The sequence below is a fragment of the Amycolatopsis sp. N2S4-7 genome, assembly GCF_058119595.1.
On record NZ_CP172299.1, the window covers coordinates 8,007,396 to 8,023,344 of the forward strand.

A 15,949-nucleotide genomic window follows, 5' to 3' on the forward strand; every position below is an offset into this window, starting at 1 on the left:
GATGATCCGGTTTTCGGGCGTGGTCAAGAAGTTCGGCGGCCACGTCGTGCTCGACGAGCTCGGCTTCACCGTGGCGCCGGGGGAGTTCGTCTCGCTGATCGGCCCGAGCGGCTCCGGCAAGACGACGATCCTGCGGCTGCTGATGACCCTGGAGAAGGTCGACGGCGGCACCATCGAGGTCGGCGGCGAGTACCTCAGCCACGAGCGCCGGGGCGAGCGCCTGGTCCCGGCCGGCGAGAAGCACCTGCGAGCGATGCGACGGCGGATCGGCATGGTGTTCCAGCAGTTCAACCTGTTCCCGAACATGAACGTGCTGCGCAACATCACCGAGGCGCCGGTCCGGTCGCTCGGCGTCCCGCCCGCCGAAGCCGAGCAGCGCGCCCGCGAGCTGCTCGGCCTGGTCGGGCTCGAGGACAAGGCCGACGCGCACCCCACCCGCCTGTCCGGCGGGCAGCAGCAGCGGGTCGCGATCGCGCGGGCGCTCGCCATGCGGCCCGACGTGCTGCTGCTCGACGAGGTGACGTCCGCGCTGGACCCCGAGCTCGTCGCGGACGTCCTGCGGGTGCTGCGGGACATCGCGGCGCGCACGGACATCACCATCCTGTGCGTGACGCACGAGATGCAGTTCGCGCGGGACGTCTCGGACCGGGTGATGATGTTCGACCACGGCCGCGTCCTGGAGGAGGCGCCGCCGGAGAAGCTGTTCACCGCACCGGAACACGAACGGACGAAGGAGTTCCTCCGCGCGGTGATCGAGCGCCGCTAGAGGTCCGCCAGGATTTCCTTCGTGGGCTTGACGGTCGCGAACCCGCCGCCGTGCAGGTTGGTCGCGGTCGCGCGGCTCAGCTCGTCGGCGGTGAGCACGGCGCCGTCCGGGCCTTCGAGGTCGAAGGTGAACGTCGCGTCGAGCGCGAAAGTCACGTCGTAGCCGAGGTTCCCGCCCATCCGCGCGGTGGTTTCGCAGCAGAAGTTCGTCTGGATCCCGCCGAGCACGAAGCTCGTGATGCCGCGCTTGCGCAGCCACGCGTCGAGGTCGACGTCGCCGAGGAACGCCGAGTTGACCTGCTTGCCGAACACGAGGTCGGGCCGGGCGCCGTCGAGCTCGGGCTTGAAGTCGTTGCCCGGCTGGCCGGGCCGCAGCGGCGAGCCCGGCTTCACGGAGTCGTGGTGCACGAGCACCACCGGCCAGCGCCGCGCCTGCCACGCGTCGAGCAGAGCCGTCAGGTTCGCTTCGGCGCCCGGGTTGTTGCGCGGACCCCAGAAGCCCGCTTCGTCGAACCCGCGCTGGACGTCGATCAGGATGAGTGCCGTTTCGGTCATGCCGTCGAGTCTCACCGTCCCACGCCGCCGCCGGGAGTGGCAGAAGACGCGCGATGCGGTACTTTTCTGCCATGCGCACGATCGGCGTTCTGCTGCTGCCCGGCACCCGGATGTTCGACCTCGCGGTGATCGGCGAGGTCTGGGGCCAGGACCGGACCGACAGCGGGATCGGGCCCTTCACGGTCCGGCTGTGCAGCCAGGGCCGGGTGCGCACCGCCGTGTCGCCGTTCGGCGACGTCCCGGCGACGCACGGGCGCGCCGGGCTCGAGGGGTGCGACCTCGTGCTGGCACCCGGCCGCGACGATCCGCTCGCGGCGGTGCCGGCGGCCGCCGTCGCGGCGCTGCGCCGGGCGCACCGGGCCGGGACGACCGTGGCCGCGTTGTGCTCCGGCGCGTTCACGCTGGCCGCCGCCGGCCTGCTCGACGGCCGTCCGGCGACCACGCACTGGCGTGACTTCGACGCCCTGGCCCGCGTCGCGCCGCGGGCCGGCCTCCAGCGCGATGTGCTCTACACCGACGACGGCGGCGTGCTGACGTCGGCGGGCGTCGTCGGCGGCCTCGACCTCTGCCTGCACCTGGTCCGGCGCGACCACGGCGCGGACGTCGCCGCCACCCTCGCCCGCCGCCTGGTGATGCCCCCGGCGCGTGAGGGCGGCCAGCGGCAGTACGTCGACAGCCCGTTGCCGGGGACCGGCTCGCAGCCCGGTCTGGCGTCCACGATGGACTGGGCGCTCGCCCGGCTGGGGGAGGAAATCGGCGTCGAGGACCTCGCCGGGCACGCCCGGATGAGCGAGCGGACGTTCCACCGGGAGTTCGCCGCGGCCGCCGGCGTGACGCCGGGACGCTGGCTGCGCGTGCAGCGCGTCCGGTACGCGCAGCGGCTGCTGGAGACGACCGAGCTGCCGGTCGAGCGGGTCGCGCAGCGGTCCGGGCTGGGGACGGCGGCGAACCTGCGGCGGCGGATGCGGGCCGAGGTCGGCGTCGGCCCGGACAGCTACCGGCGCACATTCCGAGGGGCTACCGTCGGGGCATGACCGAGTACGAGCACATCCTGGTCAAGCGGGACGGCGACACCGTCACGATCACCATGAACCGCGCGGCGCGGCGCAACTCGCTGTCCGCGGACCACCTCGCGGAGCTGCTCGCCGCGTTCCACGAGGCGGGGACGTCCGACGCGACCGGCATCGTGCTGGCCGGCGCCGGGCCGGTGTTCTCCGCCGGGCACGACTTCGGCGACGTCTCCGCGCGCGACCTGATGGGCGTGCGCGAGCTGCTGACCCTGTGCACCGACCTCATGCGCACGATGCAGTCGGTGCCGCAGGTCGTCGTCGCGCGGGTGCACGGCCTGGCGACGGCGGCGGGCTGCCAGCTGGTGGCGTCGTGCGACCTCGCGGTGGCGGCCGAGTCGGCGGGCTTCGCCCTGCCGGGCGGCAAGGGCGGCTGGTTCTGCCACACCCCGGCGGTGCCGGTGGCGCGCTCGATCGGCCGCAAGCGGCTGATGGAGCTGGCGCTGACCGGTGACGTCGTCGACGCGCCGACGGCGCTCGACTGGGGCCTGGTCAACCGGGTCGTCCCCGACGACGAGCTGGACGACGCCGTCGCGGACCTGCTGGCGCGGGCGACGCGCGGCAGCCGGGCCAGCAAGGCGATGGGCAAGGTGACGCTGTACGCCCAGCTCGACCGGCCCGAGGCCGACGCGTACGCGATCGCGCTGGAGGTGATGGCCTCGGCGTCCCAGCTGCCCGGCGCCCGCGAAGGCATGGCCGCGTTCCTGGAGAAGCGCAAGCCCTCCTGGCCCGACTGAGCCGGTCGGAGTTCCGGCCGGTTTTCGTCGTGGCCGCGAGCCGTACCATACGGTACGGTATGGTCATGGCGAGCAAGCGTGATTGGCTGGACGCGGGGTTGGTGCTGCTGGCGGAGCAGGGCGCGCCGTCGGTGACCATCGAGCGGCTGGCCGAGCGGCTCGGCCTGTCGAAGGGCTCGTTCTACCACCACTTCAAGGGCATGAGCGGGTTCCGCACGGCCCTGCTGGAGCACTTCGAGACCGAGCGCACCACGCGGTTCGTGGAGCGGACCGAGGCGGCGGAGGAAGACCGGCTGGGCACGCTGCTGAAGCTCGTGCTCGCGCCGGGACCCGGGCCGGAGCTGGAGATCGCCGTCCGGGCGTGGGCGCTGCAGGACGCCGAAGTGCGGGCGGTCCAGGAACGCGTCGACCGGACCCGCGTGGCCTACCTGACCGAGATCTGCGGCGACGCCGACCTCGCGCAGGCGCTGTACCTGGTCGTCGTCGGCGCCGGGCAGGTCGTGCCGCCGCTGACCGGCCGGGCGCTCAAGAGTGCGTTGGAACTCGTTCTGGGGAGAAGGAAATGACCGAACTGAAGCCGTTCCTGGACGGCGCCGACTACGTCGAGTTCAAGGAGGTCGAAAGCGAGAACAGCCTGCGCGAGTTCGTGGCCGGCGTGTTCGGCTGGTCACCTGTGTGGGTGAAGGCCCTCTTCGGCGTCCGGTACCTGGTCGCCAAGGCGCTGCGGCTGGACACCGCCGGCATCCCGCGCCGCGAGCGGCTCCGGCCGGAGGACGTCGGCTTCGAACCCGGCGACCAGGTGGCGTTCTTCACCGTGAAGTCGGGCGACCCGGCGCGCTACCTCGTCGTCGGCGCGGACGACAGTCACCTGACCGGGTACATGACGGTCGAAGCGGCGCCCCGCGGGTTCCGGCTCGGCACGATCGTGCACTTCCACAACCGGGTCGGCCCGGCCTACTTCGCGCTGATCAAGCCGTTCCACCACCTGATCATCCGCGGGATGCTCCGGGCCGGTGCCGCTCGGACAGCATGAGCCGGGCCCACGCGGCGATCGACTGCGCGTCGGTGATCTCCCCGGCGAGGATCATCTTCTCGACGTCTTCGCGGGCGAACCAGGCGCTGCGCATGTCCTGTTCTTCGTGTTCGCGCTCCGGCTCGCCCTCGGTGAGGTCCGTGGCGAGGAACACCCAGCCGCGCTGGCTGCTCATGCCGGCGGCGACGTCGAGCATGCCGAGCGGGACCATCGAGCCGGCGCGCAGGCCGGTCTCCTCGCGCAGCTCGCGCACGGCGAGCTCGGCGGGCGGCACGTCGGCCCGGCCCGGCGCGGTGCCCTGCGGGAACTCCCAGCGCCGCTCGCCCAGCGGGTAGCGGAACTGCTCGACCAGCCGGAACCGGTCGCCGTCCTGGGCGATGACGAGCGCGTACGCCGGCTTGTCGATCACGCCGTAGACGCCGGCCGAGCCGTCGGCGCGGCGGATCTCGTCCTCCCGCACGGTCATCCAGTTGTTCCGGTACACCTCGCGGGACGCGACACGCTGAATGGGGTCCACGCGCTCAGTATCTCCGACTCTGTCCTACCCTCCTCGGGTGCGTCTCGTGATCGCGCGGTGCCAGGTCGACTACGCCGGCCGGCTGACCGCCCATTTGCCGATGGCCACCCGGCTGTTGCTCGTCAAGTCCGACGGCTCGGTGTCGGTGCATTCCGACGACCGTGCGTACAAGCCGTTGAACTGGATGAGCCCGCCCTGCTGGCTGATCGAGGACGGCAAGCTCTGGATCGTCGAAAACAAGCAGGGCGAGAAACTGGTGATCTCGATCGACGAGATCTTCCACGACTACGCCCAGGCGCTGGGCGCGGAACCGGGCCTGCAGAAGGACGGCGTCGAAGCGCACCTGCAGGAACTGCTGGCCGAGCACATCAAGACCCTCGGCGACGGCTACACGCTGGTCCGCCGCGAATTCCCGACGGCGATCGGCCCGGTCGACATCATGGCCCGCGACGCCGACGGCCGGTCGGTGGCCGTCGAGATCAAGCGCCGCGGCGAGATCGACGGCGTCGAGCAGCTCACGCGCTACCTGGAGCTGCTCAACCGCGACCCGCTGCTGGCGCCGGTCCAGGGCGTGTTCGCGGCCCAGATCATCAAGCCGCAGGCCCGCACCCTCGCCGAGGACCGCGGGATCCGCTGCCTGACGCTGGACTACGACGAGCTGCGCGGCATCGAGTCCGACGAGTTCCGGCTGTTCTGAGGTGACGGTCGAACCCGGGCGGTACGTGCACCACAAGGGCAACGAGTACGAAGTGCTCGGCGTGGCCCGGCACAGCGAGACCGAAGAGGAACTCGTGGTGTACCGCGCGCTCTACGGCGAAATGGGGCTGTGGGTCCGCCCGGTGGCGATGTTCACCGAGACCGTCGAGACCCCCGGCGGGCCGGTGCCGCGGTTCCGGCGCCGGGCGGACTGACGGTACCGTTGAAAAATCGGCCGCCCGGCTGCCCGAAGAGGCGTTCTTGCCGCCGATACCGAATCGATGCCGAATTGGCGTATCTGATTCCGCGCTGATTACTCCGCCAGGAAATCGTTAACGTGATAGGTGACGGCGGAGTGATCTGCTCCTTTCCGTCTCGCCTTTCTGCGCTGTTCGGGTGAGTTCGGGATACGGTTCGCCGAACTCGTGCGACACTCGATTCGAGGGGTTCCGCCGGCGCGTCCGGCGTGGCCGGAGGGTGGTGCGCTCGGCCGTCTTTCTTCGTCGTGCCAACGTTTCAGTCCGCCTTCGAGCTCGTGCGCGTGTGCCATCCGGCCGGTGTGCGCGCGATTTTTCGCTTGTCCGAAGGAGGATGTCATGCGTTATCGCCCACTCGGTTCCGATCCGGTCGACCCGCGCCTCGGCCGGTTCATTCCGGACGACTGGCAGCACGTCGAACGGTATCCGCTGACCGCGCTGGCCGAAGAAGACCGCCCCACCTGCGCGCCGGTCGTGATCGGCGTCAACTGGTACTCGGCGTTCGACGAGCCGGAGCAGGACGAGACCTCCGGTGAGTTCTTCATCGCGAAGGCCGGTGCCGCGAAGCTCGGCCGGGTCCGCGGCGGGCACTGCGTGTGCCTCGAGCCGGGTGGCACCCCGGACACCGACGCCTGGTACGCGTTCTACGACCAGGGCCGGGAAGGCGCCTGCGTCGGGTTCGGCTGGTCGCGCTGCATGTCGATCTTCAACGGCACCGAGTACGCGGCCCGCTGGCTGTGGGACTCGGCCAAGAAGCGCGACGAGTGGCCCGAGACCAACCCCGGCGACGACAACGGCACGTCGGTCCGCGCCGCCGCCGAGGTGCTCAAGGAGGCCGGGCACGTGCTGTGGGCCGACTCCTACGCCGACGACGACTGGCACGCCCGGGAGAAGTACGCCGCCGAAGCCAAGCAGGGCATCAAGGCGTTCCGCTGGGCGAAGTCCGTCGACGACGTGCACGCCGTGCTCGGCAACGCGCGCGCCGACGAACTGGGCGCCGTGCCGCTGCTCAACTCGTGGGGCCCGGGCTACCCGCACCGGACGTACCTGCCCGACGAGGTGCTCGCCCGGCTGATCGACGAAGAAGGGGAGATCGCGGTCCCGACCGACCGGTGATCCCCAGCCGCTCCCGCGGCGCGCAACGAGGGCGCGTTCCTCCTGGTCAAGGCCGGGGGAGCGCGCCCTCCGGCCATTTTGGACACGTCAGCGTGCCGACCCTGAATCCATGCAGTACTGTCCCGATCCGACAGGGTGGTGGTGATTCCTGTCGGATATTGTCCAATTTGAAGAGGTACTGCCGGAGGTGGGTCGGGTGCTCGTCCTAGCCGATGCGAACCTGCGACTCGACGCGAGCGCGATCGACTACATCGAGTTGGCGTTCTACTTCGTCCTCGTACTCGGCATCGGGTACCTGGCACGGCGTCAGGTGTCGAGCAGTCTCGACTTCTTCCTGTCCGGCCGTTCGCTGCCCGCCTGGGTCACCGGCCTGGCGTTCATCTCGGCGAACCTCGGCGCGGTCGAGGTCATGGGCATGTCGGCCAACGGCGCCCAGTACGGCCTGCCGACCGTGCACTACTTCTGGATCGGCGCCATCCCGGCGATGCTGTTCCTCGGCATCGTGATGATGCCCTTCTACTACGGCTCCAAGGTCCGCAGCGTCCCCGAGTTCATGCGGCGGCGCTTCGGCAAGCCGGCCCACCTGGTCAACGGCATCAGCTTCGCCACCGCGCAGATCCTGATCGCGGGCGCGAACCTGTTCCTGCTGGCGAGCGTCGTGAACCTGCTGCTCGGCTGGCCGCTGTGGGTGTCGATCATCGTCGCCGCCGCGATCGTGCTCTCCTACACCGCGCTCGGCGGCCTCTCCGCGGCGATCTACAACGAGGTCCTGCAGTTCTTCGTGATCGTCATCGCGCTGGTCCCGCTGACCATCATCGGCCTGGTCAAGGTCGGCGGCTGGCAGGGCCTGGTCGACAAGGTGACCAACAGCCCGGGCGGCACGGCGCAGCTGCACTCGTGGCCCGGTGACAACCTCACCGGCTTCGGCAACAACATCCTGTCGATCCTCGGCATCGTGTTCGGTCTCGGGTTCGTGCTCTCGTTCGGCTACTGGACGACGAACTTCGTCGAGGTCCAGCGCGCGATGGCGTCGAAGAGCATGTCCGCCGCGCGGCGCACGCCGATCATCGGCGCGTTCCCGAAGATGCTGGTCCCGTTCATCGTGATCATCCCCGGCATGATCGCCGCGGTCACGGTCTCCGAGTACGTCAAGGACAAGCAGATCCTCCTCGACGGCGGCACGGCGCCCAGCGGGGTGACGTTCAACAACGCGCTCCTGCTGCTCATGCGCGACCTGCTGCCGAACGGCATGCTCGGCATCGCCATCGCCGGCCTGCTGGCTTCGTTCATGGCCGGCATGGCGGCGAACCTGAGCTCGTTCAACACGGTCTTCACGTACGACATCTGGCAGACGTACGTGAAGAAGGACAAGCCGGACCACTACTACCTGAACCTGGGCCGCGTGGTGACCTCGGCCGGCACGATCCTCGCGATCGGCACCGCGTTCATCGCGTCGAACTCCGGGAACATCCTGAACTACCTGCAGGACCTGTTCTCGTTCTTCAACGCGCCGCTGTTCGCCACGTTCATCCTCGGCATGTTCTGGAAGCGGATGACCCCGCACGCCGGCTGGAGCGGGCTCGTGCTCGGCACGGCGTCCGCGGTCACCGTCTGGGGCCTGTCGCAGGCCGGGGTGCTCGGCCTGACGGGCCAGGGCATCAGCTTCGTCGCCGCCGGGACCGCGTTCGTCGTCGACATCGTGGTGAGCGTCGTCGTGTCGCTGGCGACCAAGCCGAAGCCGGACGAGGAGCTCGTCGGGCTCGTCTACTCGCTGACGCCGAAGGAAACGCGGCAGCACGACTCCTCCGGCGAGAACGCGGGCTGGTACCGCAAGCCGGGCCTGCTCGCGGGCATCGTGCTCATCCTGACCATCGCCCTCAACGCCATCTTCTAGGAGGTCGGAATGGCTACCGAGTCCGAGCCGCGTGCGCACAAGGCGGGCGCCTTCGACATCCGGCTGATCATCGCCCTGCTGATCGGCGTCTACGGCATCATCCTGACGGTCATGGGCGCCGCGTTCACCTCCGACGAGGAGATCGCGAAGGCCGCCGACGTGAACATCAACCTGTGGGCCGGCCTCGGCATGCTGGTGGTGTCCGCGCTGTTCGTCCTCTGGGCCGTGGTCCGGCCGCTCGTCGTGCCCGCCGAACCCGAGACCGCCGAGCCCGAGCCCGCGGGGGAATAGCCGGGTTGTCCGGACAGGGGCGCGAGGTTGCCGCTACCGTGCATCGCGTGCTCCTTGACGTTCGACGCCGCCGTTTCCCGAAGCTGTTCCTGCTGGTCACCGCCCTCGCGCTGCCGCTGACCGCGTGCGGGCAGGACCTCGGCCGGTCCAACTTCGCGCGGACGACGGTGCCCGCCGCGGCCGGCACCGGGCAGGTCACCGACGGCCCGATCACGGACGCCGCCGTGGCGGCGAACGTGCTGCGCACGATCCAGCCGTGCCAGTTCCTGACCAAGGACGCGCTCGGCGGGCTCGGCTTCGGCACGGTCGAAGAGGACCCGACGCCGTCGTCGATCGCCTTCGACAACTGCAGCAACAAGGTGAAGGACCCCGGCGGCAAGGAGCTCCGGTTCGAGCTCGAGATCGGCAACACCCTGCTGCCGCGGGCCGACAAGACGACCGGGCAGGTCGGCGGGCTGCCGCTGCGCGTGTCCAAGACCGACGACACCGACTGCACGGTCGCGGCGATGACGGCGCTGAACCCGGACCTGGCGATCACGCTGTCGGTGACCTACGCCAGCGACCCCTGCCGTCCCGGGCAGACGCTGATGGAGGCCGTCGTCCAGAAGGTGCACAACTCGCCGGAGAAGTACTCGACGCCGCCGGGCACCGTGCTGACCGCGGACGCGTGCGCGATGGCCGACACCTCCGTGGTGACCTCGGCCGTGCCGTCGGCGAAGTCCGCGCCGGCGGGCCTGCACTCCTGCGCCTGGAAGAGCAACGGCACGGACCCGACGGTCACCGTCGAGTTCCTGCCGGGCCTGCCCCCGCTCGTCGGGGACGGTTACTCCAAGGTGGACCTCGGCAACGGCGTCACCGCGTACCAGAAGCAGGGCACCACGAGCTCGTCGCGGTGCACGGTCGAGTGGCAGCACCGGCCGTGGCAGGGCGACGACGTCGAACTGGCCCAGGTGGACTACGAAAGCTACACCGGGAAACCGGACAAGGACGACCCGTGCGGCAAGGCGGTCACCGTCGCGAAGAACGTGGTCACGAAGCTCCCCAAACCCTGACCTGCCCTGGCCTGGCGGTGGGCCGCGCGGGGCGGTAGGAAGGGGACACCCCACCCGCCGATGTGCCGGAGGCTGCCGTGAAGAAGATCATCAACGATCCGGCGAACGTGGTCGCGGAGTCGCTGCGGGGCCTGGCCGCCGCGCACGCCGACGTTCTCCGCGTCCAGTACGACCCGGACGTCGTGATCCGCGCCGACGCCCCGGTGGCGGGCAAGGTCGCCGTCATCTCCGGCGGCGGGTCCGGGCACGAGCCGCTCCACGGCGGTTTCGTCGGCCACGGCATGCTCGCCGCCGCCGTGCCGGGCGCGGTGTTCACCTCACCGACGCCCGACGCCGTGCAGGCCGCCGTCACCGCGACCACCGGCGACGCGGGCGCGCTGCTCATCGTCAAGAACTACACCGGTGACGTGCTGAACTTCGAGACGGCCGCCGAGCTGGCCGCCGCCGAGGGGCTCGAGGTGCGCAGTGTCGTGATCGACGACGACGTCGCGGTCAAGGACTCGACCTACACCGCGGGCCGGCGCGGGGTCGGCGCCACGGTGCTGCTGGAAAAGATCACCGGTGCCGCCGCCGAGCGCGGCGACTCGCTCGACGCCGTCACGGCGCTCGCGGAGAAGGTGATCGGGCAGGTGCGGTCGATCGGCGTCGCGCTGACGGCGCCGACCGTGCCGCACGCCGGCACCCCGAGCTTCGACCTCGGCGACGGCGAGGTCGAGTTCGGCATCGGCATCCACGGCGAGCCCGGCCGCGAGCGGATCCCCCTGGAGCCGGCCGACGCGCTGGTGGCGCGGATGGTCGAGGCGGTCGTCGAGGATCTGCCGTTCGCTTCCGGTGACCGCGTGCTGCTGTTCACCAACTCGATGGGTGGCACCCCGCTCGTCGAGCTCTACCTGGCGCACGGCATCGCCGAGCGGCTGCTGGCCGACCGTGGGATCGTGGTCGAACGCCGGCTGGTCGGCCCGTACATCACCAGCCTCGAGATGCAGGGGATGAGTCTGACGTTGCTCAAACTGGACGACGAGCTGACCGGGCTCTGGGACGCGCCGGTCAACACCGCGGCGCTGCGGTGGGGGCTCTGATGGCCTGCAAGGCCGAGGGGGTCGCGGCGGCCGTCCGCGCCGCGGCGGCGGTGGTCGCCGAGCACCGCGTGGAGCTGATCGACCTCGACCGCGCGATCGGCGACGGCGACCACGGCGAGAACCTGAACCGCGGGTTCACGGCCGTCGTCGCGGCGCTCGACGCGGCGACGCCGGACACACCCGGCGGGGTGCTGAAGCTCGTCGCGACGACGTTGATCTCCAAGGTCGGCGGCGCCGCGGGACCGTTGTACGGCACGGCTTTCCTGCGGGCCTCGGCCAAGCTCGGCCCGGCCGCCGACCTCGACGTCCCGGCCCTGCTGGACGCGCTGCGCGCCGGCCTCGAAGGCGTCCAGGCGCGCGGGAAGGCCGTGGGCGGCGACGCGACGATGGTCGACGCCCTGATCCCCGCGGTGTCGGCCGCGGAGAAGGCGGCCGAGGACGGCGGGGACGTCGCCGCGGTGCTGACCGCGGCGGCCGACGCTGCCGACCGCGGCGCGGAGTCCACAGTGGACCTGGTGCCGCGCAAGGGGCGTGCGTCCTACCTCGGCGAACGCGCCGTGGGGCACCTGGACCCGGGCGCACGCTCCTCGGCGCTGCTGCTGCGCGCGTTCGCGGAGGCCGCCCGGTGAGCGTCGGAATCGTGCTCGTGTCGCACAGTGCGAAGCTCGCGGAAGGCCTGGCCGAGCTGGCCGCCCAGATGGCGCCGGACGTCACCATCGTGGCGGCCGGCGGCCTCACGGACGGGTCGATCGGCACGGACTACGACGAGGTTGTCGCGGCCACCCAGCGCGCCGACTCCGGGGACGGCGTCGTGCTGCTCTACGACCTCGGCAGCGCGCAGATGACCGCCGAGCTCGCCGTCGAATCGCTGGCCGACCCGTCGGCCGCCGTCGTCGCGGACGGCCCGCTGGTCGAGGGCGCGATCGCGGCGGCGGTCGCGGCGCAGGCCGGCCGGGACCGCAAGGCCGTGGCGGGGGCCGCCGCGGCGGCCGGGCTGCCCGAGGACCTCGCGCCGGCCGAGGTCACGGCCGGCGGGGACGAGATCGAGCTGGAGCTGCGCAACGAGGTCGGGCTGCACGCGCGGCCGGCCGCGTTGCTGGTGCGCGCGCTGAGCGAGTTCGACGCCGAAGTCACCGTGCGGCTCGGTGACCAGGAAGCCGACGGCCACAGCGTGCTGGCGCTGATGTCGCTCGGCGCCCGCCAGGGTGACCGGATCCGCGTGCAGGCGCGCGGCCCGCAGGCTTCCGCCGCGCTGGACAAGGCAAAAGACCTGGTGAACGGCGATTTCGGCGAGTGAGCCCTGCTTGCCGACCGGGTGACGTGCGCGCTACTGACTCGATTCCGTCTGGGCTTTCGGCGGTGGCGCGTGGCAGTATCGGGGCAATTACCAGCGAGTAACATCTCTGGAGGCCTCGATGGCGCGGGACATCTCGACGGTCGGAGTGATCGGCCTGGGCACGATGGGGGCCGGGATCGCCGAAGTGCTCGCGCGCAGCGGGCTCGACGTCGTCACGGTCGAGCTCGACGAGGCGGGGGTCGCGCGGGGCCGCGGGCACCTGCGGCACTCCACGGAACGGGCCCTTTCCGGGGGAAAGCTGGATGCTCCCGCGCGTGAGGCGCTCCTGGGCCGGATCCGGTACAGCACTTCGCTGTCGGATCTGTCCGATGTGGACCTGGTGATCGAGGCGATCCCGGAGAGCCTGGAACTCAAGGCCGACGTCTTCACCGAGCTGGACAAGATCACCCGGCCCGAGGTCGTGTTCGCGTCCAACACGTCGTCGCTCTCGATCACCGAGATCGGGGTGCACACCACGCGGCCGGGCAAGGTTGTCGGCATGCACTTCTTCAACCCGGCGCCGGTGCAGAAGCTCGTCGAGATCGTGAAGACCGTGGTGACCGAGCCGGAGGTGGTCACCGAGGTGGTCGCCTTCGCCGAGCGGCTCGGCAAGGTGCCGGTGGTGATCGGCGACCGCGCCGGGTTCATCGCCAACGCGCTGCTGTTCGGGTACCTCAACCACGCGGTGCGGATGTACGAGCAGCGGTACGCCACGCGCGAGGACCTCGACGCCGCGATGCGCTTCGGCTGCGGCTACCCGATGGGCCCGCTCGCGCTGCTCGACCTGATCGGGCTGGACACCGCGAACGAAATCCTCGACACGATGTACCACCAGTCCCGCAACCGGCTGCACGCGCCGGCGCCGCTGCTCAAGCAGATGATCACGGCGGGCCTGCTCGGCCGCAAGACCGGCCGCGGCTTCTACACCTACGACGCACCGGATTCGCCCAACGTGGTCGCCGCCGAGGTTGCGTCCACTGTGGACTCGGTGCCGCCGCGGCCGGTCGCTCGCGTGGGCGTGGTCGGGACGGGGACGATGGCCACCGGTATCGCCGAGGTGTTCGCCAAGCGCGGCCTCGACGTCGTGCTGCGCGCCCGGAGCCTGGAGAAGGCGCAGGCGTCGGTGGCTCGCGTCAAGAAGTCACTCGACAAGGCCGTGGTCAAGGGCAAGCTGTCCGAAGAGGACGCTTCGGCCGCGCTGGCCCGGATCACCCCGGTCACCGACTTCGAAGCGCTGGCCGACGTGGACCTGGTCGTCGAAGCGGTGGCCGAGGAGCTTTCGGTGAAGCAGGCGGTGTTCGCGGCGCTGGACGAGGTCGTCCGCCCCGGCGCGGTCCTGGCGACGACGACGTCGTCCCTCCCGGTGATCGAGTGCGCGGCGGCGACGTCCCGGCCGTCCGATGTGGTCGGTCTCCACTTCTTCAACCCGGCCCCGGTGATGAAGCTGGTCGAGGTGGTGTCGACGATCGCGACCGCGCCGGACGTGGTGGCGACGGCGAGCGCGGTCTGCGCCGCGGTCGGCAAGCACGCCGTCCACTGCGGCGACCGCGCGGGCTTCATCGTCAACGCGCTGCTGTTCCCGTACCTCAACGACGCGGTGAAGATGCTGGAAGCCCACTACGCGGGGGCGAACGACATCGACACGGCCATGAAGGTGGGCTGCGGCCTGCCGATGGGCCCGTTCGAGCTGCTGGACGTCGTCGGCCTCGACGTCTCGCTGGCGATCCAGCGGACGTTGTACAACGAGTTCCGCGAAGAGGGCTTCGCGCCGGCGCCGCTGCTGGAGCACCTGGTGACGGCCGGCCGGCTCGGCCGGAAGACCGGGAAGGGTTTCAAGGACTACTGACCGGCTTCCCGGGCTCCGGCCGGGCTCAGCGCTCGGCCACCTCGCCGAGGACCGGCTTCACGTCCAGCACCGGGGTGCCGTCGATGGCTTCCGACCCCGTGACCGTGAGCGCGCCGTCCTCGACCGCCGTCACCGTCACCGTGTGGAGGCCGATCGGGTTCGGGCGGTCCGGGGACCGGGTGGAGAACACCCCGGTGCTCGGGCGGTCCCGGTCGCCGCGCGGGTGGACCGCCTGGACGTCGCGGTCCGCCTCGTGCAGCCAGGTCAGCAGCACCAGCCGGTCGCCGGGGCGGAGGTCGGCCGCCGCCGCGCGGAACTCCGGCGCGAACACCACCCGGGACGGCGGCGCGCCCTCGTCGCCCTGCTTCGGAGCCGTCCCGCGGTCCGTCAGGGACGACTCGATGCGCGCCACCGGCCGCACCTGGTAGCTCGTCACCGGTAGTACCCCTCGACGGGCACGCGCGCCTCGTCGAACAGGGCGGGACCTTCGAGCTGGTACCCGCCCCAGGTGACCGGCGGGCGCAGGGTGAGGAACTGCTCGGTCGAGAGCGCGTAGACGACCCGGCCCAGCCCGGACCGTTCGATCGCGCCGGTGCACATTCCGCACGGCTGCGTGCTGGTGAACATCGTGGTCGCCGCCGCGGCCGCCGGATCCAGGTTCTGCGCCGCCCAGCGGGCGAGCTTCAGCTCCGGGTGCGCGGTGATGTCGTTGTCCGTCAACGACGTGTTGCGGTCCTCGGCCAGCACCTTGCCGTCGGCGTCGGCCAGCAGCGAGCCGAACGGCGGGTTGCCGTGTTCCTCGCGGGCCTCGCGGGCGAGCTCGATCGCCCGCCGGAGCAGGGCTTCTTCGGTGTCCTTCACAGGTTCTCCCTCCAGGATGCGGCGACCGCCGCGAGGTCACGCCACGCCAATTCCGGGCGCAGCGTTTCGGCCGGGTCCGCGTCGAACGGGTCGAGCACGACGGTGTCCGCCCCCAGTGCCCGCAGCTGCGCCAGGTCGTCGGCGATCTGGTCGAGCGTGCCCTCGCCGGCGCGTCGCTCGGGCCCGGTGACCGGTGCCGCGGTCACCCGCAGCAGGATCCGGGGCGCGAAGGCGGGGACCGGCCGGTCGCCCGCCAGGTTTTCCAGGCGCGCCAGCCCTTCCCGGAACCCGGCCATCGTCAGCCGCAGCGGGTGCCAGGCGTCGCCGAGTTCCACCGCGCGGCGCAACCCCGCGTCGCTGTGGCCGCCGAGCCACAGCGGGATCGGGCCCGCGCGGTAGTCGTCGTGGTCGGCCCAGGCCGCGCGGATCGCCCGGAGGTACTCGCTGGTGAGCTTGCCGCGCCGCTCGAACGGCACGCCGAGCGCGTCGAATTCCTGCTTGGCCCAGCCGATGCCGGCGCCGAGCACCAGCCGCCCGCCGCTGAGCGCGTCGAGGTTCGCCGCCATCCGCGCCACCAGCAGCGGGTGCCGGTACGGCACCACCAGGACGGTGGTGCCCAGCCGCACCCGGTGGGTGACGCCGGCCAGCCAGGACAGCGTCGTGAACGGCTCGTAGAACGGCGCCGGGTACTGCCCGGCGACGTCGGGCGTGATCGCGACGTGGTCGGACACCATCAGCAGGTCGTAGCCGAGGCCTTCGATCGTTTGCGCCCAGGCGCGCAGCACGTCGGGGTCCGTGCCGGGGCCGAAGTTGGGGACGTTCACGCCGATCTTCACCCGGAAAGGCT

The 15,949-nt window shown here is 71.1% G+C and carries 20 protein-coding genes; 15 read left to right on the forward strand and 5 right to left on the reverse strand.

Annotated elements, in window-relative coordinates; genetic code table 11:
• Position 1: 1 nt before the first annotated feature.
• A complete protein-coding gene (ehuA, locus tag ACH54P_RS38055) occupies positions 2-766 on the forward strand; it encodes an ectoine/hydroxyectoine ABC transporter ATP-binding protein EhuA (protein WP_489916871.1) in 765 nt (254 codons plus the stop codon).
• Here ehuA and ACH54P_RS38060 read toward each other — a convergent pair.
• Positions 763-1,320: a cysteine hydrolase family protein gene (locus ACH54P_RS38060; protein WP_489908124.1), complete on the reverse strand. Its 558-nt coding sequence runs from the start codon at positions 1,318-1,320 to the stop codon at positions 763-765. The genes ehuA and ACH54P_RS38060 overlap by 4 nt on opposite strands.
• A 71-nt stretch (positions 1,321-1,391) precedes the next feature.
• Between ACH54P_RS38060 and ACH54P_RS38065 the strand changes: the two genes are divergently transcribed.
• The 4 genes from ACH54P_RS38065 (at position 1,392) to ACH54P_RS38080 (ending at position 4,157) form a co-directional block, all read left to right on the forward strand.
• On the forward strand, positions 1,392-2,354 hold the full coding sequence (locus tag ACH54P_RS38065) for a GlxA family transcriptional regulator (RefSeq protein WP_489908125.1): 963 nt from the start codon (positions 1,392-1,394) through the stop codon (positions 2,352-2,354).
• On the forward strand, positions 2,351-3,124 hold the full coding sequence (locus tag ACH54P_RS38070; protein ID WP_489908126.1) for an enoyl-CoA hydratase-related protein: 774 nt from the start codon (positions 2,351-2,353) through the stop codon (positions 3,122-3,124). The genes ACH54P_RS38065 and ACH54P_RS38070 overlap by 4 nt, the downstream gene beginning before the upstream one ends.
• 65 nt (positions 3,125-3,189) lie before the next feature.
• Complete coding sequence (locus tag ACH54P_RS38075) at positions 3,190-3,690, forward strand: TetR/AcrR family transcriptional regulator (protein ID WP_489908127.1); 501 nt, start codon at positions 3,190-3,192, stop codon at positions 3,688-3,690.
• On the forward strand, positions 3,687-4,157 hold the full coding sequence (locus tag ACH54P_RS38080; protein WP_489908128.1) for a DUF2867 domain-containing protein: 471 nt from the start codon (positions 3,687-3,689) through the stop codon (positions 4,155-4,157). Before ACH54P_RS38075 ends, ACH54P_RS38080 begins: the two co-directional genes overlap by 4 nt.
• Here the strand turns inward: ACH54P_RS38080 and ACH54P_RS38085 are convergent.
• Positions 4,114-4,674: an NUDIX domain-containing protein gene (locus ACH54P_RS38085; RefSeq protein ID WP_489908129.1), complete on the reverse strand. Its 561-nt coding sequence runs from the start codon at positions 4,672-4,674 to the stop codon at positions 4,114-4,116. The two genes, ACH54P_RS38080 and ACH54P_RS38085, sit on opposite strands and share 44 nt — an antisense overlap.
• 37 nt (positions 4,675-4,711) lie before the next feature.
• Between ACH54P_RS38085 and nucS the strand changes: the two genes are divergently transcribed.
• The 10 genes from nucS (at position 4,712) to ACH54P_RS38135 (ending at position 14,241) form a co-directional block, all read left to right on the forward strand.
• Positions 4,712-5,371, forward strand: a complete 660-nt coding sequence (gene nucS, locus ACH54P_RS38090; protein WP_489908130.1) for an endonuclease NucS — start codon at positions 4,712-4,714, stop codon at positions 5,369-5,371.
• Between the two features lies 1 nt (position 5,372).
• Positions 5,373-5,585, forward strand: a complete 213-nt coding sequence (locus ACH54P_RS38095; RefSeq protein WP_489908131.1) for a DUF1653 domain-containing protein — start codon at positions 5,373-5,375, stop codon at positions 5,583-5,585.
• Positions 5,586-5,966: 381 nt separating this feature from the next.
• Positions 5,967-6,743 (forward strand): hypothetical protein, encoded by a 777-nt coding sequence (locus ACH54P_RS38100; protein ID WP_489908132.1) that lies wholly within the window; start codon positions 5,967-5,969, stop codon positions 6,741-6,743.
• A 196-nt stretch (positions 6,744-6,939) separates the two neighbouring features.
• Positions 6,940-8,637, forward strand: coding sequence for a sodium:solute symporter family protein (locus tag ACH54P_RS38105; protein WP_489908133.1), 1,698 nt, complete (start codon positions 6,940-6,942; stop codon positions 8,635-8,637).
• A gap of 9 nt (positions 8,638-8,646) precedes the next feature.
• On the forward strand, positions 8,647-8,928 hold the full coding sequence (locus ACH54P_RS38110) for a hypothetical protein (RefSeq protein ID WP_489908134.1): 282 nt from the start codon (positions 8,647-8,649) through the stop codon (positions 8,926-8,928).
• Between the two features lie 47 nt (positions 8,929-8,975).
• A complete protein-coding gene (locus ACH54P_RS38115; RefSeq protein WP_489908135.1) occupies positions 8,976-9,980 on the forward strand; it encodes a DUF3558 domain-containing protein in 1,005 nt (334 codons plus the stop codon).
• Between the two features lie 77 nt (positions 9,981-10,057).
• Complete coding sequence (gene dhaK, locus ACH54P_RS38120) at positions 10,058-11,059, forward strand: dihydroxyacetone kinase subunit DhaK (protein ID WP_489908136.1); 1,002 nt, start codon at positions 10,058-10,060, stop codon at positions 11,057-11,059.
• Positions 11,059-11,688, forward strand: a complete 630-nt coding sequence (dhaL, locus tag ACH54P_RS38125) for a dihydroxyacetone kinase subunit DhaL (protein ID WP_489908137.1) — start codon at positions 11,059-11,061, stop codon at positions 11,686-11,688. The genes dhaK and dhaL overlap by 1 nt, the downstream gene beginning before the upstream one ends.
• A complete protein-coding gene (dhaM, locus tag ACH54P_RS38130) occupies positions 11,685-12,356 on the forward strand; it encodes a dihydroxyacetone kinase phosphoryl donor subunit DhaM (protein WP_489908138.1) in 672 nt (223 codons plus the stop codon). Before dhaL ends, dhaM begins: the two co-directional genes overlap by 4 nt.
• A 118-nt stretch (positions 12,357-12,474) precedes the next feature.
• Positions 12,475-14,241, forward strand: coding sequence for a 3-hydroxyacyl-CoA dehydrogenase family protein (locus ACH54P_RS38135; protein ID WP_489908139.1), 1,767 nt, complete (start codon positions 12,475-12,477; stop codon positions 14,239-14,241).
• Between the two features lie 25 nt (positions 14,242-14,266).
• Here the strand turns inward: ACH54P_RS38135 and tsaA are convergent, their stop codons facing one another.
• From tsaA to ACH54P_RS38150, 3 genes are read right to left on the reverse strand one after another with little or no spacing between them, the layout of a single operon-like run.
• Positions 14,267-14,677 (reverse strand): tRNA (N6-threonylcarbamoyladenosine(37)-N6)-methyltransferase TrmO, encoded by a 411-nt coding sequence (gene tsaA, locus ACH54P_RS38140; RefSeq protein WP_489908140.1) that lies wholly within the window; start codon positions 14,675-14,677, stop codon positions 14,267-14,269.
• On the reverse strand, positions 14,674-15,102 hold the full coding sequence (locus tag ACH54P_RS38145) for a nucleoside deaminase (protein WP_489908141.1): 429 nt from the start codon (positions 15,100-15,102) through the stop codon (positions 14,674-14,676). The genes tsaA and ACH54P_RS38145 overlap by 4 nt, the downstream gene beginning before the upstream one ends.
• On the reverse strand, positions 15,099-15,938 hold the full coding sequence (locus tag ACH54P_RS38150) for an LLM class flavin-dependent oxidoreductase (RefSeq protein ID WP_489908142.1): 840 nt from the start codon (positions 15,936-15,938) through the stop codon (positions 15,099-15,101). The genes ACH54P_RS38145 and ACH54P_RS38150 overlap by 4 nt, the downstream gene beginning before the upstream one ends.
• Between the last annotated feature and the right edge of the window lie 11 nt (positions 15,939-15,949).